Here is a 22,699-nt window from a genome sequence, read left to right on the forward strand (position 1 = left end):
CGAACGGCAACTGAGACCAAAACTGAGACCACCAACGCCGAAGGGCCCCGCAGCAAGCTGCGGGGCCCTTCAACGTATTGCCCGGTGAGAGCAATGGCGGAGGATACGAGATTCGAACTCGTGAGGGGTTGCCCCCAACACGCTTTCCAAGCGTGCGCCCTAGGCCACTAGGCGAATCCTCCGCCGCAAACAATACAAGACGCTGGGCCGTGCTCGCGAACTCGTTCGCGGGGGTCGGGATCGGGTACTGTGTGCGGAGCCCCTCACGTGGCGCTATCTGACTGAACTCCCCCAGGGCCGGAAGGCAGCAAGGGTAGGTTGGCTCTGGCGGGTGCGTGGGGGGCGCTTGCGTGGTGGGTGGCGGTGGAGGGCGGCTTTGTCGTAGGGGGCCGATATCGTCGTAGGTGTGTCGTCCCTTGCGCTGTACCGCCGCTATCGCCCCGAGTCGTTCGCCGAGGTCATCGGGCAGGAGCATGTCACTGACCCGCTGCAGCAGGCCCTGCGCAACAACCGGGTCAATCACGCCTACCTGTTCAGTGGGCCGCGTGGCTGTGGGAAGACGACCAGTGCGCGCATCCTCGCGCGCTGTCTGAACTGCGAGCAGGGGCCGACGCCCACGCCGTGCGGTACGTGCCAGTCGTGCCAGGACCTGGCCAGGAACGGGCCGGGGTCGATCGACGTCATCGAGATCGACGCCGCTTCGCACGGTGGTGTGGACGACGCGCGTGATCTGCGGGAGAAGGCGTTCTTCGGGCCGGCCGGCAGTCGTTACAAGATCTACATCATCGACGAGGCGCACATGGTCACCTCGGCGGGGTTCAACGCCCTGCTGAAGGTGGTCGAGGAGCCGCCGGAGCATCTCAAGTTCATCTTCGCGACCACCGAGCCCGAGAAGGTCATCGGGACGATCCGGTCGCGTACGCACCACTACCCGTTCCGGCTGGTGCCGCCCGGGACGCTGCGGGACTATCTCGCCGAGGTGTGCGGCAGGGAGGGCGCCGTCGTCGCGGACGGGGTGCTGCCCCTGGTCGTACGGGCCGGCGCCGGGTCCGTGCGTGACTCGATGTCCGTGATGGACCAGTTGCTGGCGGGCGCGGCCGACGACGGTGTGACGTACGCCATGGCCACGGCCCTGCTCGGGTATACGGACGGCTCGCTGCTCGACGCCGTGGTGGACGCGTTCGCCGCCGGGGACGGCGGCGCGGCCTTCGAGGTCGTGGACCAGGTGATCGAGGGCGGCAACGATCCGCGGCGCTTCGTCGCGGACCTGCTGGAGCGGCTTCGGGACCTGGTCATTCTGGCCGCCGTGCCGGACGCGGGCGAGAAGGGGCTGATCGACGCCCCCGCCGATGTCGTCGAGCGGATGCAGGCCCAGGCGTCCGTCTTCGGCGCGGCCGAGCTGAGCCGGGCCGCCGATCTCGTCAACACCGGGCTGACGGAGATGCGTGGCGCCACCTCGCCCCGGCTCCAGTTGGAGCTGATCTGCGCGCGGGTGCTGCTGCCCGCGGCGTTCGACGACGAGCGTTCGGTCCAGGCGCGCCTCGACCGGCTGGAGCGGGGAGCCGCCGCCACCTCCTCGGTCGCCGGGGCCGCCTTCTCCGGTGGCGGCGCCGGGCCCGCGGCCGGGTACGTTCCCGGTCCCGACAGCCATGCCGCCGTACCGCCGCCCGCTCCGGTGGAGGATCCGGCCGCTGCCGCCGCTCGGGCCGCCGCCGCGGCGCAGGCAGCGCAGGCCGCCGCCCAGGCGCCGCCCCCCGCGCCGGCCCCCCCGCCCGCATCCGCTCCGGCCCCCGCATCCGCTCCGGCCCCCGCGCCCCAGCGGCCCGGGGCCTGGCCCGGCGCCGGCGCGGGCGCCGCCGAGACCGGGCGGCGTCCCGGCGGCTGGCCCACCGCCTCCACGCCGGGGCAGGGCGCGCCTCAGGGGGCCGGCGCACCCGCCCCCGCGCCCGCCGCCCCGGCATCCGCTCCCATGCCCGGCCCCGCGGCGGGTGCGGCGAGCCCGGGGATGGCGCAGGGCGCCGGGCAGGTGCGGCACATGTGGCCGGACATCCTGGAGGCCGTCAAGAACCGCCGCCGCTTCACCTGGATCCTGCTCAGCCAGAACGCGCAGGTCGCGGGGTTCGACGGGACGACGCTCCAGGTCGGCTTCATCAACGCGGGCGCCCGCGACAACTTCACGAGCAGCGGCAGCGAGGCCGTGCTCAAGCAGGCCCTCGCCGAGCAGTTCCAGGTGCAGTGGAAGATCGAGGCGATCGTCGACCCGTCCGGCGGCACCCCGCCCCCGGCACCCTCCGGCGGCGGTCCGGGCGGCGGTGGGGGGTACGGAGGCGGCGGTTACGGCGCGCCTGGCGGCGCGGGGGCCCCGTCCGGCGGTGGCGGGGGCGGTTACGGCGCTTCCTCGGGCCCCGGCCCCGGCTCGGCCTCCGGACCGGGTCCAGGCTCGGGCTCCGGTCCCGCGTCCGCCTCCCAGGGGCCGCGCCCCGCCGCGCCCGCCCCCTCCTCCCGCCCCGAGCCGCCGCGCTCCGACAACAGACCCGCCTCACCGCCCCCGCCGCACACCGTGGCCCCGGAGGACGACACGGCGGAGGAGGACGATCCGGATCTCGTCGACTCCGCGCTCTCCGGCCACGACCTGATCGTCCGCGAGCTGGGAGCGACGGTCGTGGAGGAATACACGAACGAATGACGGGCCGCCCTTCGGCGTCTCAGCCAACGGCCCGCACACGGGCCGGCGGCCCCGCCCGGTTAGGCTGCCTCACGTGAAGGTCCTTGTCATCGGCGGCGGCGCCCGCGAACACGCCCTGTGCCGCTCTCTGTCCCTCGACCCCGAGGTCACCGCTCTCCACTGCGCGCCCGGCAACGCCGGCACCGCCGAGGTGGCCGAGTCGCACCCGGTGGACGCGCTGGACGGCGCGGCCGTGGCCCGTCTCGCCACCGAGCTGGAGGCGGGGCTCGTCGTCGTCGGACCCGAGGCGCCGCTGGTGGCCGGGGTCGCCGACGCCGTACGGAACGCGGGCATCCCCTGCTTCGGCCCGTCGAAGGAGGCCGCCGAGCTGGAGGGCTCCAAGGCGTTCGCCAAGGACGTGATGGCCGCGGCGAACGTCCCGACGGCACGCAGTTACGTCTGCACCACCCCGGAGCAGGTCGACGAGGCGCTCGACGCGTTCGGCCCGCCCTACGTCGTCAAGGACGACGGGCTCGCGGCAGGCAAGGGCGTCGTCGTGACCGACGATCTCGCCGCCGCTCGCGAGCACGGCATCGCCTGTGGCCGGGTCGTCATCGAGGAGTTCCTCGACGGCCCCGAGGTCTCGCTCTTCGCGATCACCGACGGCGAGACGGTGCTGCCGCTCCAGCCCGCGCAGGACTTCAAGCGCGCTCTCGACGGCGACGAGGGCCCCAACACCGGCGGCATGGGCGCGTACTCCCCGCTCCCGTGGGCCGACCCCAAGCTGGTGGACGAGGTCCTGGAGACCGTCCTCCAGCCCACGGTGGACGAACTGCGCCGCCGGGGCACGCCGTTCGCCGGGCTGCTGTACGCGGGCCTCGCGATCACCCGTCGCGGTGTACGGGTCATCGAGTTCAACGCCCGCTTCGGCGACCCCGAGACCCAGGTGGTCCTGGCCCGCCTCAGGACCCCGCTGGCCGGTGTCCTGCTGGCGGCGGCCGAGGGGAACCTCGCGGAGCTTCCCCCGCTGGCCTGGCGCGACGACGCGGCGGTCACGGTGGTCGTCGCCTCGCACAACTACCCGGACACCCCGCGCACCGGCGACCCGATCGAAGGGCTCGACGAGGTCGCGGCCCAGGATGGACCCGACGCGTACGTCCTGCACGCCGGGACCCGGCTGGAGACCGGCCGGGGCGACGGCGGCGACACGGTGGTCAGCGCCGGTGGGCGCGTGCTGTCCGTGACGGCCACCGGCAAGGACCTGACGCAGGCCCGCGAGCGCGCGTACACGGCGCTGGGCCGGATCCGCCTCGCGGGTTCCCAGCACCGTACGGACATCGCGCGCACCGCCTCTGGCGCCTCGGAGGGCTGATACCGGCGGGCGGTCCTCGCCGATCGGTTTCCCGCCCCGTTCACGGGCAGGTCCTCGTCCTGTTCGCCGCCCTGTTCGCCGTCTTCGCGTACGTATGCGAGCCGTAGCCCTGTCGCCCGGGCCACGGCTCGCAGTCGTACGGAGCCCCGGGGTGCCCCGGGGGAGCTCCGAAGGAGTCCTGGCGAGGCTCTGAAGCCCGGGCGTCAGCAGCTTTGACCAGAGCCATTCCATCGGGTGACGGTTGGGCCATCCGGATGACGGGTCTTCGGGGCCCAACTAGGGTGCGGCGCATGCGTTCCGGCACTTGGCCCACCGGCATTGCGATGTCAGTGGCGGGTGCCACAGTGGGGGAGTGAGCAACGCAGCCGACACGGCAGAGGGGGTGAGGTCCGACCATGTCCGGTTCCGGGATCGGTGACGAGCTGGGCGCTCAGGGTGCCCGTGTCCGCGCGCTCGCCGTGCTGCGGCTGCGCGGCAGGGCCCTGGCCGTCGCGCTGCTGCCCGCGGCCTTCGCCGTCGTGCTGCTGGCCGGCGGGGCGACGGGGCACCTCGGCGGCGCGGGGTGGAATGTCGCGCGCTGGGTGGTCTCGGTTCTCGCCGTGGCCGTGCTGGTGCTCGCCGCCGCTGTCGCCGCCGTCGTCGCGCGCGCCAAGCCCGCCCTCAGCCCCACCGTCGCGGTCTCGGAGAAGGCCGCGCCCGATCTCTACCGGCTGGTCCGCGATCTCGCGGAGCGGCTGGAGGTTCCCGCTCCCTCCGCCATAGCGCTGACCCCGGACTGCGACAGTTGGCTGGAGGACCGTACGCATCCGGGGCACACGCAGTCGCGCGGACGCATGTTCGATCGTGCACTCGGCCGGGCGGTTCTGTCCCCGGCCGCCCCGGGCGGCCCCGCCGGTCGACGGGGCGCCGAATCGGCCGCCGGTACGAGCGGCGGCCCGGGGCCCGGCGGAGTGCGGGGCGGGGCCGTCGCCACCCCCGTTCTCGTGATCGGCTCGCCCTTCCTCTGGTGGATGCGCGTCGCGGAGCTGCGCGCCGTCCTCGCCCCGGTCGTCGCCGGTACGGGGCTCTCCGCGCACCCGGACATAGCCGCGGCCCGCCGCTTCGTCCGGGGGCTCGACGCGGCGGTCGCCGTCGCTGCGGCCCCGGGGCTCGGGCCGGTCCGCAGGGTGGCCCTCGGCATCGTCGGACGCGTCGCCCGCGTGCTGCTGCGCGGCTGTGGCGAGCACGCCGCGCTGATGGAGCGGGGCGTCGCCTCCGCCGCGTCCGAGCGAGCCCAGGCGGTCGACTACGGCCTGCGGATCGTCGCCCAGGAGCAGGTGGGCCTCGCGTACGCGGGGTGGGACCGGCTGCTCACGCGCGTCGCGCTGCCCGCCTGGCGTATGGGCCGCTGGCCCTCCCGCCTCGACGCCGGTGTGGTCTCCGCCCTGACGGAGCTGTCCCGCCGCGACCGCCTCGCGGAGGGCTTCGCCTCCCGGCTCGGCGAGCGCCCCGCCTGTGACCTGCTCGAAGAGCCGGGGACGGTCGACGAGGCGGCCTCCCTGCTCGCCGCCCGCCTCTTCCACGGCGGCCCGGCCGAGGCGGGCCCCGACTGGTCCCCGGTGGACTGGCAGCAGTATCCGGAGGAGGTCGTCGACCGCAAGTGGCGTACGGAGGCCGCCCGGCTGCACCGCGTCCTGGACAGCATGGAGGGCGGCGCCGGGGTCGGTACGGGCGCCGGTGCGGGTGTCGTACCGGTTGCCGCGCCCGTCGCCGGTACGGGCGGGCGGGGCGCCGGCTCCGTATTCGGCCCCGGAGCCCAGGGCCCCGACGGCCCCGACGGCTCTGTGGGCTCGGGGAGTTCCGGTCCCGTCCAGGGGCCCACCCTGGCGCGGGTCATGGACCACCTCTCCGGCTCCCGCCGCGGCGGCGGCGAGACCGGTGAGGCCCTGGCCGCCGGCATCAGCGCCGAGCTGGCCAGGGAGGAGGCGGCGGCCCCGGCCACCCCGGCCGAGGCCGGAGGTGACGCCCTCGCGCTCTGGGGCACCGACCCGCTGCCCCTCTTCCCGCTCCAGCCGCCCCGCACCGGCCGTGAGCTGCTCGCCGACCACGTCACGGCGATGGTCTGCTGCTCCGCCGTCGACACGGCGGGCGCCGCCCCCGGTCTGGACTGGCTCGACGGCCCGGCCCTGCTGGTCGACGGCGTGCGCAGGGCCGATCTCGGCGGGCGCGTCCTCAGCCTGGTCGAGGGCGGCGACGCGGAGCCGCTCCGCTCGTGGCTGGCCTCCCTGGGCGTCCGCGCGGAGAAGCCCGTACGCCTCGTGTGAGACCGCCCGCGACCGCCTGACCGGCGGTCGTTGCGGGGACCCCACCGCGCCCGCTCCCGGCCGCCCCCGATCAGCCCGCCCCCGTACCCCCGGAATCTCCGCTACCGGGTGGCTGAATGCGTTCCCCGCTCCCGCCACCGCCTGTTCCGTTTCGCCCTCGTACGCGGATATTTGGCCCCCCGGAACGCCAACCACCCATCCCGGCCCGCGTTCCGGAGCATTTCGTTCCGTTCACTTCAATTCGCGACGAACGGTGACGGGCCACACGCGTTTTGTGATGTGCTGGTGTCCGGAGCCGACCGTCGACCGTGTCACTGACCGGTCAAACGGCCGTATTACCGTCGTACTACCGGCGCGTCGGCGCACGCATCGACGCGTGCATCAACATCCGTGCCCCCTGAGGGCGCGGCGGCACGGAGGAGGGGCGCACCATGGGGGCGGACCAGATCCGGCGGTGGGAATCGGGCGCTCTCGCCCACGCGGTCAGCGACCCGTTCGGCCAGGGCCCGCTGCCCTGGCTGCGCGGCAGCGAGAACTACCTCGACGACACCGGCCAGGTCGTGCCCTGGTACGCGGACCCGACGCTGGGCGCGGGCCGCAGCGGTGGCCCCCGTACCGCCGACGACGTACGGCGGCAGATCAAGGGCTTCGTGTCCGACGGCGCCGTGGCCCCGGGCGAGGCGATCGACTTCCACGTCACCGTCGACCCGCCGCAGGACTTCTTCGTCGACATCTACCGGATCGGGCACTACGGAGGCGACGGCGCCTTCAAGATCACCACCAGTCCGCGTCTCCCCGGCGTCGTCCAGTCCCCGCCCCTCACCGCCGACCGCACGGTCTCCTGCCACCACTGGTGGCTCTCCTGGCGGCTCCAGGTCCCGTCGTACTGGTCCCTCGGCGCCTACGTCGCCGTCCTCACCACGGTCGACGGCTACCGCTCCCACGTCCCCTTCACGGTCCGCGACAGCCGCCCCGCCGATCTGCTCCTCCTGCTCCCGGACATCACCTGGCAGGCGTACAACCTCTATCCCGAGGACGGCCACACCGGCGCCAGCCTCTACCACGCCTGGGACGAACAGGGCCGCCTCCTCGGCGAGCAGGACGCCGCGACCACCGTCTCCTTCGACCGCCCCTACGCGGGCGCGGGCCTGCCCCTCCACGTCGGCCACGCCTACGACTTCATCCGCTGGGCCGAGCGTTACGGCTACGACCTCGCGTACGCCGACGCCCGCGACCTGCACGCGGGCCGCGTCGACCCCACCCGCTACCAGGGCCTGATCTTCCCGGGCCACGACGAGTACTGGTCCGTTCCCATGCGGACCACCGTCGAAGCCGCCCGCGACCACGGCACCTCGCTCGTCTTCCTCTCCGCCAACTCCCTCTACTGGCAGGTGGAGCTGGGCCCTTCGGCCTCCGGCGTCCCCGACCGCCTCCTCACCTGCCGCAAGCGCCGCGGCCCCGGGCGTCCCGCGCTCTGGCGTGAGGTGGACAGGGCGGAGCAGCAGCTCCTCGGCATCCAGTACGCGGGCCGGGTGCCCGAGCCGCACCCCCTCGTCGTACGGAACGCGCACCACTGGCTCTGGGAGGCCGTCGGGGCGGCCGAGGGCGACGAGATCGCGGGGCTGGTCGCGGGCGAGGCGGACCGGTACTTCCCGCGTACGGCGCTGCCCGAGCACCAGGACCGGATCCTGCTCGCGCACTCCCCGTACCGCGACAGCGAGAACGCCAAGCGCCACCAGGAGACTTCGCTCTACCGCGCCCCGTCCGGCGCGCTCGTCTTCGCCTCGGGCACCTTCGCCTGGTCCCCGGCGCTGGACCGCCCGGGCCATGTCGACCCCCGGATCCAGCGCGCGACCGCCAACCTCCTCGACCGGATCTGCAAACGGGACTGACCGGGACCGACCGGGACCCGTGGAGCGAACACGGCCCGTGCGGCGAACACGACGAACACTCCTCCGGCCACCCCTGCGAGCTGCGGCTTCCGGCATACGGGAGAATCAAGGCGATCTCCTAGATCGGACAGAACCACGGGGAGGAACCGTGTCCGGATTCGTAGAAAAGCCCGAGCCCGTTCAGGTGCCGGGTCTGGTGCACATCCACACCGGCAAGGTGCGCGATCTGTACCGGAACGAGGCGGGCGACCTCGTGATGGTCGCCAGCGACCGCCTGTCCGCGTACGACTGGGTCCTGCCCACCGAGATCCCGGACAAGGGCCGGGTCCTCACCCAGCTCTCGCTCTGGTGGTTCGAACGGCTGACGGACCTCGTCCCGAACCATGTGATCTCCACCGACATCCCCGAGGGCGCCCCCGCCGACTGGGCCGGCCGCACGCTCGTCTGCGAGTCCCTCGACATGGTCCAGGTGGAGTGCGTCGCGCGTGGCTATCTCACCGGCTCGGGCCTCGCCGAGTACCGGCAGACCCGTACCGTCTGCGGGCTCGCGCTCCCGGAAGGGCTGGTCGACGGGTCCGAGCTGCCCGCCCCGATCTTCACGCCCGCCACGAAGGCGGCCGTCGGCGACCACGACGAGAACGTGTCGTACGACGAAGTGGTCCGCCTGATCGGCACCGAGAACGCGTCCCTGCTGCGCCGGACGACCCTCGACGTCTACGCACGGGCCCGCGACATCGCCCGCGACCGGGGGATCGTCCTCGCCGACACGAAGTTCGAGTTCGGCTTCGACGGCGAGCGTCTGGTGATCGCGGACGAGGTGCTGACGCCCGACTCCTCGCGCTTCTGGCCCGCCGCCACCTGGGAGCCGGGCCACGCGCAGCCGTCGTACGACAAGCAGTACGTACGCGACTGGCTGACCTCGCCGGCCTCCGGCTGGGACCGCGCGAGCGAGCAGCCGCCGCCCCCGCTGCCGCAGGAGATCGTGGACGCGACCCGGGCGAAGTACCTGGAGGCGTACGAACTTCTCACCGGCAAGAGCTGGTAGAGCCGGCAGGGCCCTGGCAGCGGAAAGCCCCCGGGACGGCGAAAAGCCCCCGACCGATTCGGCCGGGGGCTTCCCGTTCTCTGAGCGGACGACCAGGTTCGAACTGGCGACCTCAACCTTGGCAAGGTTGCGCTCTACCAACTGAGCTACGTCCGCATGCGCCGCTGTGCTTCCGCCCTATTGCGCGGTGGCGCGACGCCAACTATACCCAACCCCGCTCGCGCGCGAGACGCACTGCCGCATGCCGGTTCTCCGCCCCCAGCTTGGTGGCCGCGGACGACAGGTAGTTCCGTACGGTCCCCTGTGACAGGGAGGCGCGCTCGGCGATCTCCGCGATCGGCGCACCGTCCACCGCCAGCTCCAGGACCTCGGCCTCACGGGCGGTCAGCGGCGAGTCACCGGCGGAGATCGCGTCCGCCGCCAACTCCGGGTCCACGAAGCGGTTACCGGCGTGGACGGCGCGGATGATCTCGGCGAGCTGCCGCGCGCTGACCGTCTTGGGTACGAAGCCGCGCACCCCGGCCGCGAGCGCCCGCTTGAGATGACCGGGCCTGCCGTGGCTCGTCACGATCATCGTCCGGCAGCCGGGCAGTTCGGTACGGAGGGATGTGGCGACTTTCACACCGTCCGCCCCCGGCATCTGGAGATCCAGTACGGCGACGTCGGGCCGGTGGGCCAGCGCCATCGCCAGCGCCTCGGGTCCGGTGGCCGCCTCGGCGACGACGATCAGGTCGTCCTCAAGGGCGAGCAGCGCGGCGACGGCCCCCCGGATCAGATGCTCGTCATCGGCCAGGAGGACCCGTACCGGAGCGGGGCCCGCCGCCACGGAGGGGGACAACTCGGAGGACGCTGCGGAGGGGGACAACGCGGAGGGGGACAACGCGGAGGGGGACGCTTTGGGGGAGGACTCGGCGGAAGGCCCGGAAGGCCCGGAAGGCCCGGAAGGCCCGGAGGGTACGGACATCACGCCGCCACCTCCGCGCCCGCGGCCGCGCCCGCGCCCGAGCCGGCCGGCGTCGTCGGCCGCGGGCGTGGCCGCTCCTTCGGCAGCGGCACCCGTGCCGTCAGCCGGAAGCCGCCGCCGCTCCCCGTGGGGCCCGCCTCCAGCGTGCCGTCCACGGCGGCCAGCCGCTCCCGCAGCCCGGCGAGCCCGGACCCTTTCGACCGCTGCCCCGCGGAGCCCTCGGTCTCCGAGCCGGCCTCGGCCGGATCGGGCTCCGGCACGCCGTCGTTCTCCACGATCAGAACCGCCTCCCAGCCCCCGGATCCCGCCTTCTTCGACGTCCGTTCCAACGGTTGTTCCGACAGCCGTACGGTGCACCGCCGCGGATCACCGTGCCGCAGGACGTTCGTCGCCGCCTCGCGCACCACCCACCCCAGCGCGGACTGGACTCCGGTCGGAAGCCCGCCGCCCCTGCCCTGTCCGCCACCCCTGCTGTCCGGTCCGCCGCCCTTGCCCTGTCCGCCGCCTCTGCCCCGGTGCCCGCTCCGTGCGCCGTTCAGCATGTCGCCCTCGATCGTCTCGATCCCGTCGATCCGGCAGTCGATGCCCGCCGCTTCCAGCACGCTCCGGGCGCCTTCCAGCTCGGTGTGCAGATTCGCCTCGCGGTAGCCGCGTACGACGTCCCGCACCTCCCGCTGCGACTCCCGCGCGATCCGCTGCACCTCGGTCATCTGCGTCATCGCCTCCGGCCGTCCGCGCTCGGCGAGCTGCACCGCCAACTCGCTCTTCAGCGCGATCACCGCCAGATTGCGGCCCATGACGTCATGCATGTCGCGGCCAAAGCGCAGCCGCTCCTCCGCGACCGCCAGCCGCGTCCTCAGCTCGTTCGCCCCGTCCAGCTCCCAGACGACTTTGACCAGCCAGATGGAGAAGACGGAGGCACTGGTGAGTATCGAGACCATGGCAAGGACCCCGATGAAGGTCAGGCCGGCCTGGCGCCATCCCATGCCCAGGAGCAGGGTCGCGACGGCCGTCGCCGCGGGCGTGCCGAGCACGGCGTACACCCGCTGCTCCGTCGTCCGCAGGCCCAGGGCGAGCGAGGCGACACCGAAGCCCCCGAGGGTCATCAGCAGGGTGGCGAACCTCCCGTCCATGGGCAGCGCGCCGGTCTCGATCAGCACGAGCAGCCCGAGGATCCCGGCCGCCGACAGCCCGCCCACGGCCAGCACCAGATGGACGGGCCTCGGGCGCCGGCCCAGCCGCCACTCCATGGCCCGCACCGCGAGGGCGCAGCACAGCACGGAGTGCACAAGCAGCAGCAGGGTCAGCCAGGGCCCCTCCTGGCCCGTGAGGTTCAGGGAGAGCGCCCCGAATTCGAGGCCCCCCAGCCCGTAGAAGGTGTAGCGGGTGTACACCTCCACCAGGTGGGCGGAATGCATCCTGGCGGGCTTGTGGCGCAGGTTCCACAGACCGGTCAGCCTGGTCATGGCCCAAGGTCTCCTCTCCCCGTTCGGCGGATCCCGGTGAATCCAGGTGAATCTTGGTGCGACCCGGTGCGGCCCGGTGACGCCGCGCCGTCTCAGCGGCGCGGTTCCCAACGGAACCACCGCTGTACGGCGAAGCCGGCGAGCACGATCCAGGCCAGCGCGTTCAGTGCCGCGCCGAGCAGGTCGTACCCCTCCGTACCGCCCAGCCAGCCCGCCCGGATCAGGGTCATGACCCCGGTCACCGGCAGCAGCTCGCATATGGAGGCCACCCGGTCGGGCAGCACTTCCAGCGGTACGAACAGTCCGGAGCCCACCACCGACACCAGGAACAGCGGCATGGTGGTGATCTGGGCGCTCTCCACGGTACGGGTGAATGCCGAGGTCGCGGCCGCCAGCGCGCTGAGCAGCACCAGACCCCCCAGCAGTCCGCCGATGAGCAGCAGCGCGTTCTGCGGCGCGCGCACCCCGAGGAACGCCACACCGCCCGCGATCATCAGGCAGGACTGGGCGAAGGCCAGGACGACCGCGGGCAGCGCCGTACCGATCAGGATCTCGCGGTCGGACGTCTCGACCGTACGGAGCCGCTTGAGCACCAGGTCCTCGCGCCGGGCCGTGTAGGCGGCGGAGAGGTTGGCGTACACGGCCATGATCAGCACCATGCCGATGCTGCCGGCCATCGCGACCTCGATACCGCTCAGCCCGACCTCGCCCAGGTCGACCTCCTTGAGCGACATCTTGATCGCCCCGATCATGGCCACCGGCACGATCAGCGCCGAGAAGAGCGCCGTCCTGTTCCGGACGAGCATGACGAACTCCGCCCGTCCGAGCGCCTTGAGGCGCCCCGTGACCGTCGTCCGCCTCCCGCCGGGCGGGTCGTTCTCCGCACGCGCCATGGCCGGACCGTTCGTCCTGTTCATCTGGTCCGTCCTGCTGTCCGTCGTACTGTCCGTCCCGCTGTTCGTCGTGTTCATCGTGTGTCCCCCGATTCCGTGCGCTGCGAAGCGATGTCGAGAAATGCCTCTTCGAGGGAGGCGGAGCGGGCGTCCAGCGCCTCCAGCTCCAGGCCCGACTCCTCGGCCCAGCGGATGAGTTCGCCCAGGTCCCGCTGGAGCCGCTGGGTGCGGATCTCCACCCGCCCGTCGCCCTGCTCGGCCGCCCGCAGCGACAGCGGGAGCCGCCCGGCGGGAACGCCGGCGGGCAGCTTGAAGCGGATCCGCGCGGGCCGCGCCGCGGTCACCTCGGCGGGGGTGCCGGAGGCCACGATCCGGCCCCTGTGCATGATCGCCAGCCGGTCGGCGAGGCTCTCGGCCTCCTCCAGGTAGTGCGTGGTCAGCAGGACGGTGGTGCCGTCCGCCCGCAGCTCCCGCACCAACTCCCAGGTGTCACGCCGCCCTTCGGCGTCCAGCCCCGTCGTCGGCTCGTCCAGGAAGAGCACCTCGGGCCGCCCGAGCAGCGCCAGCGCCAGATCCAGGCGCCGCTTCTCGCCGCCGGAGAGCTGCTTGACCCGTACGCCCGCCCGGTGGCCCATCCCCACCAGCTCCAGCGCCTCGCCGATCGGGCGTGCGCCGCTGGTGCACCCCGCGCACATCCGCACCGTTTCCGTGACCGTCAGGTCGGAGGGGAAGCCTCCCTCCTGGAGCATCACGCCCACTCGGGGGCGCACGGCGGACCGTTCGGTGTACGGATCGTGGCCCAGCACCCGGATCGCGCCGCCGCTGGGCCGGGCCAGGCCCTCCAGTAGCTCGACGGTGGACGTCTTGCCCGCGCCGTTCGTCCCGAGCAGCGCGAAGAGCTCGCCGCGCGCCACGGAGAAGGAGATTCCGTCGACCGCCGTGAACCCGCCCGTGTACGTGCGCCGCAGGGCGTTCACGTCGATCACCGCGCTGCCGTCGTCCCGGGGTGCTTGAGTCGGTACCTGCGTCGAAGCCTGAGTCATGACTCCAGGATTTCGGCGGAGCGGGCTGTTCGGCAGTGCACCCTGTCACCGTCTCCGATGACATTTGTCATCAGCGCGGAAGCGCGGAAGCACGAAAGCGCCGACGAGGGGACGAGGGCGGCGAGAGGGAAGTGCGCCGAAGGCCACGCACGAAGAAGGCCCTGGTCCGGAGACCAGGGCCTTCATTTCTGAGCGGACGACCAGGTTCGAACTGGCGACCTCAACCTTGGCAAGGTTGCGCTCTACCAACTGAGCTACGTCCGCATCGCATCGACTGAGCTCGGCTGAGCGATGCGTCCATCACTGTACCTGATCCATTGAGCCGGACCGGAAGTGATGTAGAGCGGGTGACAGGAATTGCACACTGCGCCTCCCCCTTGGAAAGGGGGCGTTCTACTACTGAACTACACCCGCACGCTGCCCGGGCTTCGGCTTTTCGGCCTTGCCCCTCGGCGTGTTCCAAACTCTAGCCGATCAGTGGGGGTGCTGTGCAACTCGGTGCGCGTACCAGTCACTCGACCGGCTGCGCCCGGCGTGCACCGGGGCGTGGACCCGGCGCGCGCCGCCCGGTGTCCGTCGCTCAACTCGCCTCGTGGAACGCCTCGTACACCCGCTTCGGGATCCGGCCGCGGGCCGGCACCTCCACCTTGTGGGACTGGGCCCAGGCCCGCACCGCCGCAGGGTCGGGCGCGAGCGCCGTGTGCCGGTAGGTCGAACGGGCCTTGCCGCGCTTGCTGCCATTTGTCTGCTTTCGGCCGGCCGCCATGAAGGGCGCCAGGGCCTTACGCAGTTTCTTCGCGTTGGCGGGATTGAGGTCGATCTCGTACGACTTCCCGTCCAGGCCGAACGCCACCGTTTCCGCCGCGTCCCCGCCATCGATGTCGTCGGAGAGCGTGACCACTACGCGCTGCGCCACGGATACAGGTCCTTTCTTGTGGTACCGCTCGCGCCCGAACGCGCCCGACATGTGTGGGAAACGTGTTGACGTGCGGCGATACCGGCCTTCCGGCTGTTATGGGGCAATGCTTCTTTCCGCTGTATTCCTTTGTACAGCGAAAGAGGGCGCATTGTGAAGCCCAGCCAATTACATCAGCGTGTCACTCGGCAATGGGTGGCCAGATTTTTTCCCGGGATTTTTCCCGGCGTTGTCCCGTGGTGGTCCCATCGGCCTCAGCGTTCGCGCGGATCCGGAAACGGACATATCTACCCGCGTAGATTTTCTGGCCGGGTACGCTGAGGTACCTCGGGGGGTCTGGGGGATTCCCCGGAGAACGCAACAGCGAGAACCAGCCGCACCACACCACCGGGAGTGCACGTGGCACGCGTCGTAGTCGACGTCATGCTCAAGCCGGAGATCCTCGACCCGCAGGGCCAGGCGGTGCAGCGCGCACTGCCCCGCCTGGGCTTCGAGGGAATCGCCGATGTCCGCCAGGGAAAGCGTTTCGAGCTGGAGGTGGCGGGGCCGGTCGACGAGGCCGCCCTCGCCCGCATCCATGAGATGGCCGAAACCTTTCTCGCCAACACCGTCATCGAGGACTTCGTCGTGAAGATCGACGAGTCCGTCGCCGCCGCCCCGACCGCAGCGGCCGAGGGGTCGAAGTGACGTCTCGTATCGGAGTCGTCACCTTCCCCGGCACGCTCGACGACCGGGACAGCCTGCGTGCCGTCCGTATCGCCGGTGCCGAGCCCGTATCGCTCTGGCACCGCGACAAAGATCTCCATCAGGTCGACGCGGTTGTCCTGGCGGGCGGTTTCAGTTACGGCGATTATCTCCGGGCCGGGGCCATCTCCCGGTTCTCGCCGGTGATGGAAACGATCATTGAGCAGGCGAAGGCCGGTATGCCGGTTCTCGGCATCTGCAACGGCTTCCAGATCCTCACGGAGTCGCATCTCCTTCCGGGCGCGATGCTCCGTAACAACCATCTCCACTTCATCTGCCGCGACCAGAAACTGCGGGTGGAGAGCGCGGACACCGCCTGGACCGCCGATTATTCCGCCGGTCAGGAAATCTCCGTACCGCTCAAGAACATCGACGGCCGGTACGTCGCCGACGAGCGCACGCTCGACGAGCTGGAGGCCGAGGGCCGGGTCGCCTTCCGCTACCTGGACGGGAACCCGAACGGTTCGCTGCGCGACATCGCCGGGGTCACCAACGCGGCGGGCAACGTCGTCGGCCTCATGCCGCACCCCGAGCACGCCGTGGAGCCGCTGATCGGTACGGGCCGTACCGACGGCCTCGGATTCTTCACCTCGATCCTGAAGAAGCTGGTAAGCGCCTGATGACCATCAAGAACCTCGACACGGTCAAGCACGCGACCGGTACCCCCGACGCCGACCAGCCCTGGAAGGAACTCGGCCTCAAGGAGGACGAGTACGCCCGGATCCGCGAGATCCTGGAGCGCCGTCCCACCGGCGCCGAGCTGGCCATGTACTCCGTCATGTGGTCCGAGCACTGCTCGTACAAGAGCAGCAAGGTCCATCTGCGGCAGTTCGGCGAGAAGGCCCCCGCCAGCGAGGCGATGCTCGTCGGCATCGGCGAGAACGCGGGCGTCGTGGACGTCGGCCAGGGGTACGCGGTCACCTTCAAGGTCGAATCGCACAACCACCCCTCGTACATCGAGCCCTACCAGGGCGCGGCCACCGGCGTCGGCGGCATCGTCCGCGACATCCTCGCCATGGGCGCCCGCCCGGTCGCCGTCGTGGACCCGCTGCGCTTCGGCGCGGCCGACCACCCCGACACCAAGCGGGTGCTGCCCGGGGTCGTCGCGGGCATCGGCGGTTACGGCAACTGCCTCGGCCTGCCGAACATCGGCGGCGAGGTCGTCTTCGACGCCTGCTACCAGGGCAACCCGCTCGTCAACGCCGGCTGCATCGGCGTGATGAAGCACGAGGACATCCACCTGGCGAAGGCGTCCGGCACGGGCAACAAGGTGATCCTGTACGGCGCCCGCACGGGCGGCGACGGCATCGGCGGCGTCTCGGTGCTGGCGTCCGAGACCTTCGAGTCCACCGGCCCGGCCAAGCGCCCGGCGGTGCAGGTCGGCGACCCGTTCCAGGAGAAGCTCCTCATCGAGTGCACCCTGGAGATCTTCGCGGAGAAGCTCGTCGCCGGGATCCAGGACCTCGGCGGCGCCGGCCTCTCCTGCGCCACGAGCGAGCTGGCGTCGGCCGGCTCCGGCGGGATGCGGGTCGAGCTGGACACCGTACCGCTGCGTGACGCGACCCTCTCGCCCGAGGAAATCCTCATGAGCGAGTCGCAGGAACGCATGTGCGCGGTCGTGGAGCCCGGCAAGGTCGACCGCTTCATGGAGATCTGCGAGAAGTGGGACGTCATCGCCACCGTCATCGGTGAGGTGACCGAGGGCGAGCGCCTGGAGATCTTCTGGCACGGCGAGCAGATCGTCGACGTACCGCCGCGCTCCGTCGCCCACGACGGCCCGGTGTACGAGCGGCCCTACGCGCGCCCCGACTGGCAGGACGCCCTCCAGGCGGACGACGCCAACAAGCTGGCCCGCCCGGCGAACTCGGCGGAGCTGCGCGAGCAGGTCCTGAAGCTGGTCGCGTCGCCGAACCAGGCGTCGAAGGCGTGGATCACCGACCAGTACGACCGCTTCGTCCAGGGCAACACGGTGCTGGCGCAGCCCGAGGACGCCGGCATGGTCCGGATCGACGAGAACACCAACCTCGGCGTTGCCATGGCGACGGACGGCAACGGCCGCTTCGCGAAGCTCGACCCGTACACGGGCGCGCAGCTCGCGCTGGCCGAGGCGTACCGCAACGTGGCCGCCTCCGGCGCGACGCCGCTCGCGATCTCCGACTGCCTGAACTTCGGCTCGCCCGAAGACCCGGCCGTGATGTGGCAGTTCGCCGAGGCGACGCGCGGACTGGCCGACGGCTGCCTCCAGTTGGGCACCCCGGTCACCGGCGGGAACGTCTCGCTCTACAACCAGACGGGCGAGACGGCGATCCACCCGACGCCGGTCGTGGCCGTGCTCGGCGTGATCGACGACGTCAACCGTCGTACGCCGATCGCCTTCGCTGCGGAGGGCCAGCTCCTCTACCTGCTCGGCGACACGCGCGAGGAGTTCGGCGGCTCGGCCTGGTCCCAGGTCGTCCACGACCACCTCGGCGGGCTGCCGCCGGCCGTGGACCTGGACCGCGAGAAGCTGCTCGGCGAGATCCTGATCTCCGCCTCCCGCGACGGCATGATCGACGCGGCGCACGACCTGAGCGACGGCGGTCTGATCCAGGCGGTGACGGAGTCCTGCCTGCGCGGCGGACACGGCGCCCGCCTGGTCGTACCGGACGGGCTCGACGCCTTCACGTTCCTGTTCAGCGAGTCGGCGGGCCGTGCGGTCGTCGCCGTACCGCGCAGCGAGGAGCTGCGGTTCACGGACATGTGCGGGGCGCGGGGCCTGCCCGTCACCCGGATCGGTGTGGTGGACGGCGAGGAGATCGAGGTCCAGGGCGAGTTCAGCCTTCCGCTGGGTGAGCTGAAGGACGCGCACGAGGCGACGATTCCGGCGCTGCTGGCCTGAGCGGCCGGTCAACCATCAGGAGGGGAACGCATCATGGCGTACGAGTACAAGGTCGTCACGTTCAGGGAATCGCTCATCGGCGACGCCCTGGACAGCGACAAGCTGGAGAAGGTCCTCAACAAGCACGCCGAGGACGGCTGGGCGCTGAAGGCCATCACGGCGGCGGACGTCAAGGGCCGGATCGGCCCGGGTGCGGTCGAGGGCCTGCTGCTGACGCTGGAGCGCCCGCGCGCGTGATGGTGTGACGGCGTGACGCGCTGAACTGAGCCCCTGTCCCGGAAGGTTGTCCGGGACAGGGGCTCAGTTGTCGGCGCGCCTGCGTACCCAGTTTCAAGGGATTACGTAATTACGTACTATCGGGGCGTGGAACCGCCGAGGGGGAACGAAACGATGTCCGCGACCGAAGCAGAAGTACGGGAAACACGGGAGAAACGGGAGATACAGGAGATACAGGAGATACGGGAGAGCCGCCGCGGCCGGAGGCTCGCCATGAACGCCTTCCGGCTGTCCTGGCTGGTCTTCTGCGCCCTGGTCCTCGCCGGGTCCTTCGCCGAACTGCCCGTCGGCTACTGGTGGACGTGGCTGCCGGCCGGGATCGGGATCGCGCTGCTCGTCTGGATGGGGCGTACGGCACGGGCCCAGCACGCGGTGCGCCCGCCGGCGGTGGAGGTGGACGCACCGGTCAGGGGCCGCTGGTCGGCGGTGAACAGCCCGGCGAACAAGGTGCCGAGCCATGGGACGTACGCGTACGGACAGGCGTACGCGATCGACATCGTGGCGGAGCCGGAGCCGGAGCCGACACCGGAGCCGGAGTCGACACCGAAGTCGGAGTCGGAACCAGGCTCGGATTCCACCGCGCCCTCCTCCCGCCCGGCCTTCGCGTGGCTGTGGCCGATCGTCCGCCGCAACCGCGACTTCCCGGCCTTCGGCGAACCGCTCCTCGCGGTGGCCGACGCGACGGTCGTGCACGCCTCCGACGGCCAGCGCGACCACCTCAGCAGGAACTCCCTGCCCGCGCTGGTCTATCTGATGCTCTTCGAGAGCGCGGTACGGGAGTTGGCCGGCGCGCACCGGATCACCGGCAACCATGTGGTCCTCGGCCTGGGGAACGGTACGTACGCGATGTACGCCCATCTCCGGCGCGGCTCGCTCCAGGTCCGGACGGGCGACCGTGTCGTGGCGGGCCAGCCCCTGGGCCACTGCGGAAACTCCGGCAACTCCACCGAGCCGCATGTCCACTTCCAGCTCATGGACCACCCGGACCTGGACATCGCCCGCGGTGTCCCGTTCCGCTGGCGGGGCGTCGGCGTTCCGCTGAGCGGCGAGCCCTTCGTCGGCTGAGCTCCTTCGTGGGCTGAGCCCTTCGCGGGCTGAGCGGCCACCTGGTCGCCGCTCAGCCCACACTCACCTTGAGGCCCTCCTCAGGCCCCTCAGGCCACCCGGTCTCCCGCCAGCCCCAGCAGAGTGCCCGCCGCGAGGGCCATGCGGTCGGGGAGGTCGGCCAGGGTGACATGCTCGTGGCGGGCGTGCGCGCCGTCGCCCAGGGCGCCCATGCCGCACAGGACCGGGCGGCCGAGCGCGGCGACGAAGTTCGCGTCGCTGCCGCCGCCGACGTACAGCTCCGCCAGCGGGCCCCGGAGGTGCGTCGCGACGCCGTCCACCAGCGCGAAGAGGCGGCGACCCGCGGCGCCGGGCCGCATCGGCGGGCGGTTCCAGCCGCCGCCGACGGCGAGGGTGACCCGGGGGTCCGTGGCGGTCAGCCCCGCCAGGACGCCGTCCATCCGCTCGATCTCCTCCTGCGTACTGACCCGGATGTCGACGAGGCAGGTCGCCCCGCCCGCGATGACGTTGCGCGCCGTACCGCCGCTGATACGGCCGACGTTGACGGTCGTCCCGCGCTCCGGGTCGGCGGCGGCGACCAGGTCCCGGATGACGTCGGCCAGTCCGTGGATGGCGCTGGCACCCTTGGCCGGGTCGAGGCCGGCGTGGGCCTCCAGCCCCGTCGCCGTGAGGTTGAAGATGCCGACGCCCTTACGGCCCGCCTTGATCCCCCACGCGCCGCCCGGTTCCATGACGAGCGTGGCCACCGCGTCCTCCGTCGCCCGTTCGATGAGCGGCCGGGAGATGACGCTGCCGGTCTCCTCGTCGCCGTTGAACACGAAGCGCACGGTGGGCCGGGGCAGCCCGAGGGCGCGCAGCGCGCGCAGCGCCCAGATCCCCTGCGCCAGGCCGGCCTTCATGTCGAAGACCCCCGGGCCCGAGAGGGTTCCCTCGGTGAGGGTGAACGGCCAGTCGGTGATGGTCCCCGCGGGCCACACGGTGTCGTAGTGGCCGACGACCGTGACCGTACCGTCGGCGTCCCCGTCGTACTCGGCCTCGATGACGTCGCCCAGTTCGGGGTGGCGGTGGCGGACCGTACGGCTCGGCTCGCCCAGCCGTGCGGACAGCAGCTCCAGGATCAGATCGGCGGTGGCGTCGAGGAGGGCCTTGTCCTCGCTGGGCGACTCCTGTTCCACCAGACGGCGCAGATCGGTGAGGTAGCCGTCCCGTTGCTCCTGCTCGTCGCACCAGGACGCGATACGGGAGAGCGCGGCCGGGTCGGGGCCGTTGGGGGAGTGCGGCATGGGGGCGGGTGCGGGTGACGGCATGGTTTCCGTGTTTCTCCGAGTTCTCTTCGACGGATGGGTGGACGGATGGGTGGACGGACGGGTGGACGGATGTGCGAACGGGCGGGTGGAGCCGGTCAGTGCGTCGGCGCTCCCGGGCCGAACGGCAGGCCGAGCGCGTACCAGGCCAGGAAGAGCAGCGTCCATACGACGAGCATCGACAGCGCGACCGGAAGCGTCAGGGACATGAGGGTGCCGATGCCCGCCTTGGGGCGGTAGCGGCGTACGAAGCCCAGACAGAGCACGAAGTACGGGCTCATCGGAGTGATGGGGTTGGTACAGGAGTCGGCGATCCGGTACAGCGCCCAGGTGGTCTCGGGGGCGACCTTCAGCAGCATCAGCATCGGCACGAACACCGGGCCGATCAGCGCCCACATGGCGGAGCCGCTGGTGAGGACCAGGTTCATCACGCTGACGACGAGGATGACACCGACGAAGATGACCGCGATCGGCACCCCGGACGAGTCCAGCAGCTCCGCCCCGGTGATGGCCATGACCTCGCCGATGGAGGTCCATTTGAAGTAGGCGAGGAACTGCGAGATCGCGAAGAACAGCACCAGGATCGGGGTGAGTTCGCGCAGCCCCAGCGCCATCATGTCCGGGATGTCCTTCGCCGTACGGACGACTCCCACCGCCCGGCCGTAGGCGACGCCGGTCGCGAAGAAGAGCAGCGACAGGAAGACGGCGATGTTGTGGACGAGCGGCGAGTCGATGATGGCGCCGTGGTCGCCGCGCAGCGGTGAACCGGTGGGCAGGGCCGCCACGGCGATGGCGGCCAGCAGGGCGAGGGCGGTGAACCCGGCGGCGCGCAGCCCACGGCGTTCGTCGTCCGTCAGGGAGAGGTCGGGCAGTTCCTCGCTGGCCTCAGGGGCCACGGCGGTCTCCGGGGCCGCGGAAGCCCCGTCAGCCTGCCCCGCTTGTCCTGTCTTCCCCGCCTGTCCCGTCTTCCCCGCCTGTCCCGCTTCCGCCTCGTCGTCCGCCGTCATCATCGCCACCCGCCGGACCAGCAGCGTCTCCGCGACCAGGGTGATGACCAGCGCGAGAACGATGGAGGAGACGAGCGAGAAGAAGTAGTTGGCGACCGGCGTGACCGTGTACGAGGGGTCGATGGTGTGGGCCGCCGCCGTCGTCAGCGCGGCCAGTGTGGCGTCCGAGGGCGTGACCAGCGGGCTGGCGGCGTGCCCTCCCGAGACCGCGACGAAGGCGACGACCGCGCCCAGCACGGGGTTGCGCCCGACGGAGCGGTAGGCGATCGCGCCCAGCGGGATCATCACCACGAACGCCGCGTCGGAGGCGACGTGGGCGACCATCCCGGTGAACGCGATCATGAAGGTGACGGCCCGGACCGGGACCTTCGCGAGCGCGGCCCGCAGCATGGCGGTGAGGAGCCCCGCCCGGTCGGCGACCGATACGCCGAGCATGACGACGAGGACGACCCCGAGCGGCGGGAACGTCGCGTAGTTGTCGATCAGGCCGTCGAGCATCATCGTCACGCCCGCGTCGGAGATCAGGCTCCGCACCGCGACCGTCGCGCCGTCCGTGGGTGACTCGGCGGAGACCCCGAGGCCGTGCAGCGCCCAGCTCAGGACGAGCAGCACCGCGCTGAGGATCACGAACAGCCAGAAGGGGTGGGGCAGCCGGTTGCCGACGCGTTCTATGACACCGAGCACGCGCAGCGTGATCGCCACCGAGCCGGAGACCGGGCCGGGCGCGGAGCCCTCGGCGCCGTCGGCCCCCGGGTCCGCCGAGGGGTCCTTCGGGCGGTCCTCCGTCGTCCTGGTCACCACATCGGTCCCTCTCTTCTCGCGCGATGGTGCATTGGTTCGCTATGAGACTTCAGGATGAAAGATTG

Annotated in this window: 17 protein-coding genes, 4 tRNA genes and 1 other RNA gene; 11 read left to right on the forward strand and 11 right to left on the reverse strand. The window is 71.6% G+C overall.

Annotation, left to right across the window (positions count from 1 at the left end):
* Positions 1–94: 94 nt before the first annotated feature.
* Positions 95–182, reverse strand: a tRNA-Ser gene (locus tag ACIBJC_RS26800).
* Between the two features lie 73 nt (positions 183–255).
* On the opposite strand from ACIBJC_RS26800, the gene ffs reads away from it, so the two are divergent.
* The 6 genes from ffs to ACIBJC_RS26830 all read left to right on the forward strand — a co-directional run bounded on the left by ffs (position 256) and on the right by ACIBJC_RS26830 (position 9,277).
* Positions 256–350, forward strand: an RNA gene (gene ffs / locus ACIBJC_RS26805) — signal recognition particle sRNA small type.
* 56 nt (positions 351–406) lie between these two features.
* Positions 407–2,686, forward strand: a complete 2,280-nt coding sequence (locus ACIBJC_RS26810) for a DNA polymerase III subunit gamma and tau (protein WP_399296635.1) — start codon at positions 407–409, stop codon at positions 2,684–2,686.
* Between the two features lie 73 nt (positions 2,687–2,759).
* Positions 2,760–4,037 (forward strand): phosphoribosylamine--glycine ligase, encoded by a 1,278-nt coding sequence (gene purD, locus ACIBJC_RS26815; protein ID WP_399296637.1) that lies wholly within the window; start codon positions 2,760–2,762, stop codon positions 4,035–4,037.
* A gap of 395 nt (positions 4,038–4,432) precedes the next feature.
* Positions 4,433–6,340, forward strand: coding sequence for a hypothetical protein (locus ACIBJC_RS26820; protein ID WP_399296639.1), 1,908 nt, complete (start codon positions 4,433–4,435; stop codon positions 6,338–6,340).
* A 431-nt stretch (positions 6,341–6,771) separates the two neighbouring features.
* Positions 6,772–8,232, forward strand: coding sequence for a N,N-dimethylformamidase beta subunit family domain-containing protein (locus ACIBJC_RS26825; RefSeq protein WP_399296641.1), 1,461 nt, complete (start codon positions 6,772–6,774; stop codon positions 8,230–8,232).
* A 148-nt stretch (positions 8,233–8,380) separates the two neighbouring features.
* Positions 8,381–9,277: a phosphoribosylaminoimidazolesuccinocarboxamide synthase gene (locus ACIBJC_RS26830; protein WP_399296643.1), complete on the forward strand. Its 897-nt coding sequence runs from the start codon at positions 8,381–8,383 to the stop codon at positions 9,275–9,277.
* Positions 9,278–9,360: 83 nt separating this feature from the next.
* Here ACIBJC_RS26830 and ACIBJC_RS26835 read toward each other — a convergent pair.
* The 8 genes from ACIBJC_RS26835 to ACIBJC_RS26870 all read right to left on the reverse strand — a co-directional run bounded on the left by ACIBJC_RS26835 (position 9,361) and on the right by ACIBJC_RS26870 (position 14,559).
* Positions 9,361–9,433: transfer RNA gene (locus ACIBJC_RS26835), tRNA-Gly, on the reverse strand.
* A 46-nt stretch (positions 9,434–9,479) separates the two neighbouring features.
* Complete coding sequence (locus ACIBJC_RS26840) at positions 9,480–10,103, reverse strand: response regulator (RefSeq protein WP_399296811.1); 624 nt, start codon at positions 10,101–10,103, stop codon at positions 9,480–9,482.
* A 137-nt stretch (positions 10,104–10,240) separates the two neighbouring features.
* Entirely contained in the window at positions 10,241–11,707 is a 1,467-nt protein-coding gene (locus tag ACIBJC_RS26845; protein ID WP_399296645.1) for a sensor histidine kinase, read from the reverse strand.
* Positions 11,708–11,799: 92 nt separating this feature from the next.
* The gene (locus tag ACIBJC_RS26850) at positions 11,800–12,624 is read right to left on the reverse strand and encodes an ABC transporter permease (protein WP_399296813.1); all 825 of its coding nucleotides are present in this window, start codon (positions 12,622–12,624) and stop codon (positions 11,800–11,802) included.
* A 50-nt stretch (positions 12,625–12,674) separates the two neighbouring features.
* On the reverse strand, positions 12,675–13,643 hold the full coding sequence (locus ACIBJC_RS26855; RefSeq protein WP_399296648.1) for an ABC transporter ATP-binding protein: 969 nt from the start codon (positions 13,641–13,643) through the stop codon (positions 12,675–12,677).
* Between the two features lie 191 nt (positions 13,644–13,834).
* Positions 13,835–13,907 (reverse strand) — tRNA-Gly (locus tag ACIBJC_RS26860).
* Positions 13,908–13,985: 78 nt separating this feature from the next.
* Positions 13,986–14,057: transfer RNA gene (locus ACIBJC_RS26865), tRNA-Gly, on the reverse strand.
* 166 nt (positions 14,058–14,223) lie between these two features.
* On the reverse strand, positions 14,224–14,559 hold the full coding sequence (locus tag ACIBJC_RS26870) for an Lsr2 family protein (protein ID WP_329827545.1): 336 nt from the start codon (positions 14,557–14,559) through the stop codon (positions 14,224–14,226).
* 399 nt (positions 14,560–14,958) lie between these two features.
* Between ACIBJC_RS26870 and purS the strand changes: the two genes are divergently transcribed.
* The 5 genes from purS to ACIBJC_RS26895 all read left to right on the forward strand — a co-directional run bounded on the left by purS (position 14,959) and on the right by ACIBJC_RS26895 (position 19,522).
* The gene (gene purS, locus ACIBJC_RS26875) at positions 14,959–15,246 is read left to right on the forward strand and encodes a phosphoribosylformylglycinamidine synthase subunit PurS (RefSeq protein ID WP_384924492.1); all 288 of its coding nucleotides are present in this window, start codon (positions 14,959–14,961) and stop codon (positions 15,244–15,246) included.
* Positions 15,243–15,923, forward strand: a complete 681-nt coding sequence (gene purQ / locus ACIBJC_RS26880; RefSeq protein WP_365810596.1) for a phosphoribosylformylglycinamidine synthase subunit PurQ — start codon at positions 15,243–15,245, stop codon at positions 15,921–15,923. Before purS ends, purQ begins: the two co-directional genes overlap by 4 nt.
* Entirely contained in the window at positions 15,923–18,181 is a 2,259-nt protein-coding gene (gene purL, locus ACIBJC_RS26885; protein ID WP_399296651.1) for a phosphoribosylformylglycinamidine synthase subunit PurL, read from the forward strand. Before purQ ends, purL begins: the two co-directional genes overlap by 1 nt.
* Before the next feature lie 33 nt (positions 18,182–18,214).
* Positions 18,215–18,418, forward strand: a complete 204-nt coding sequence (locus tag ACIBJC_RS26890) for a DUF4177 domain-containing protein (RefSeq protein WP_329827550.1) — start codon at positions 18,215–18,217, stop codon at positions 18,416–18,418.
* Positions 18,419–18,670: 252 nt separating this feature from the next.
* Entirely contained in the window at positions 18,671–19,522 is an 852-nt protein-coding gene (locus ACIBJC_RS26895; RefSeq protein ID WP_399296815.1) for a M23 family metallopeptidase, read from the forward strand.
* A gap of 89 nt (positions 19,523–19,611) precedes the next feature.
* Here ACIBJC_RS26895 and ACIBJC_RS26900 read toward each other — a convergent pair whose 3' ends face one another.
* Together ACIBJC_RS26900 and ACIBJC_RS26905 are read right to left on the reverse strand one after the other, a co-directional pair.
* Entirely contained in the window at positions 19,612–20,829 is a 1,218-nt protein-coding gene (locus ACIBJC_RS26900; RefSeq protein WP_399296653.1) for a M20 family metallopeptidase, read from the reverse strand.
* A gap of 95 nt (positions 20,830–20,924) precedes the next feature.
* The gene (locus ACIBJC_RS26905) at positions 20,925–22,631 is read right to left on the reverse strand and encodes an AbgT family transporter (RefSeq protein ID WP_399296656.1); all 1,707 of its coding nucleotides are present in this window, start codon (positions 22,629–22,631) and stop codon (positions 20,925–20,927) included.
* Between the last annotated feature and the right edge of the window lie 68 nt (positions 22,632–22,699).

The organism is Streptomyces sp. NPDC050509, assembly GCF_044457965.1.
Classification (GTDB): Bacteria; Actinomycetota; Actinomycetes; order Streptomycetales; family Streptomycetaceae; genus Streptomyces.

Bases quoted from the DNA above. Each gene is read 5' to 3' on its own strand.
- ACIBJC_RS26850 (WP_399296813.1), bottom strand. From the start codon at position 12,624: ATGAACAGGACGAACGGTCCGGCCATGGCGCGTGCGGAGAACGACCCG.
- ACIBJC_RS26820 (WP_399296639.1), top strand. From the start codon at position 4,433: ATGTCCGGTTCCGGGATCGGTGACGAGCTGGGCGCTCAGGGTGCCCGT.
- purL (WP_399296651.1), top strand. From the start codon at position 15,923: ATGACCATCAAGAACCTCGACACGGTCAAGCACGCGACCGGTACCCCC.
- ACIBJC_RS26900 (WP_399296653.1), bottom strand. From the start codon at position 20,829: ATGCCGTCACCCGCACCCGCCCCCATGCCGCACTCCCCCAACGGCCCC.
- ACIBJC_RS26895 (WP_399296815.1), top strand. From the start codon at position 18,671: ATGAACGCCTTCCGGCTGTCCTGGCTGGTCTTCTGCGCCCTGGTCCTC.
- ACIBJC_RS26845 (WP_399296645.1), bottom strand. From the start codon at position 11,707: ATGACCAGGCTGACCGGTCTGTGGAACCTGCGCCACAAGCCCGCCAGG.
- ACIBJC_RS26890 (WP_329827550.1), top strand. From the start codon at position 18,215: ATGGCGTACGAGTACAAGGTCGTCACGTTCAGGGAATCGCTCATCGGC.
- ACIBJC_RS26825 (WP_399296641.1), top strand. From the start codon at position 6,772: ATGGGGGCGGACCAGATCCGGCGGTGGGAATCGGGCGCTCTCGCCCAC.
- ACIBJC_RS26855 (WP_399296648.1), bottom strand. From the start codon at position 13,643: ATGACTCAGGCTTCGACGCAGGTACCGACTCAAGCACCCCGGGACGAC.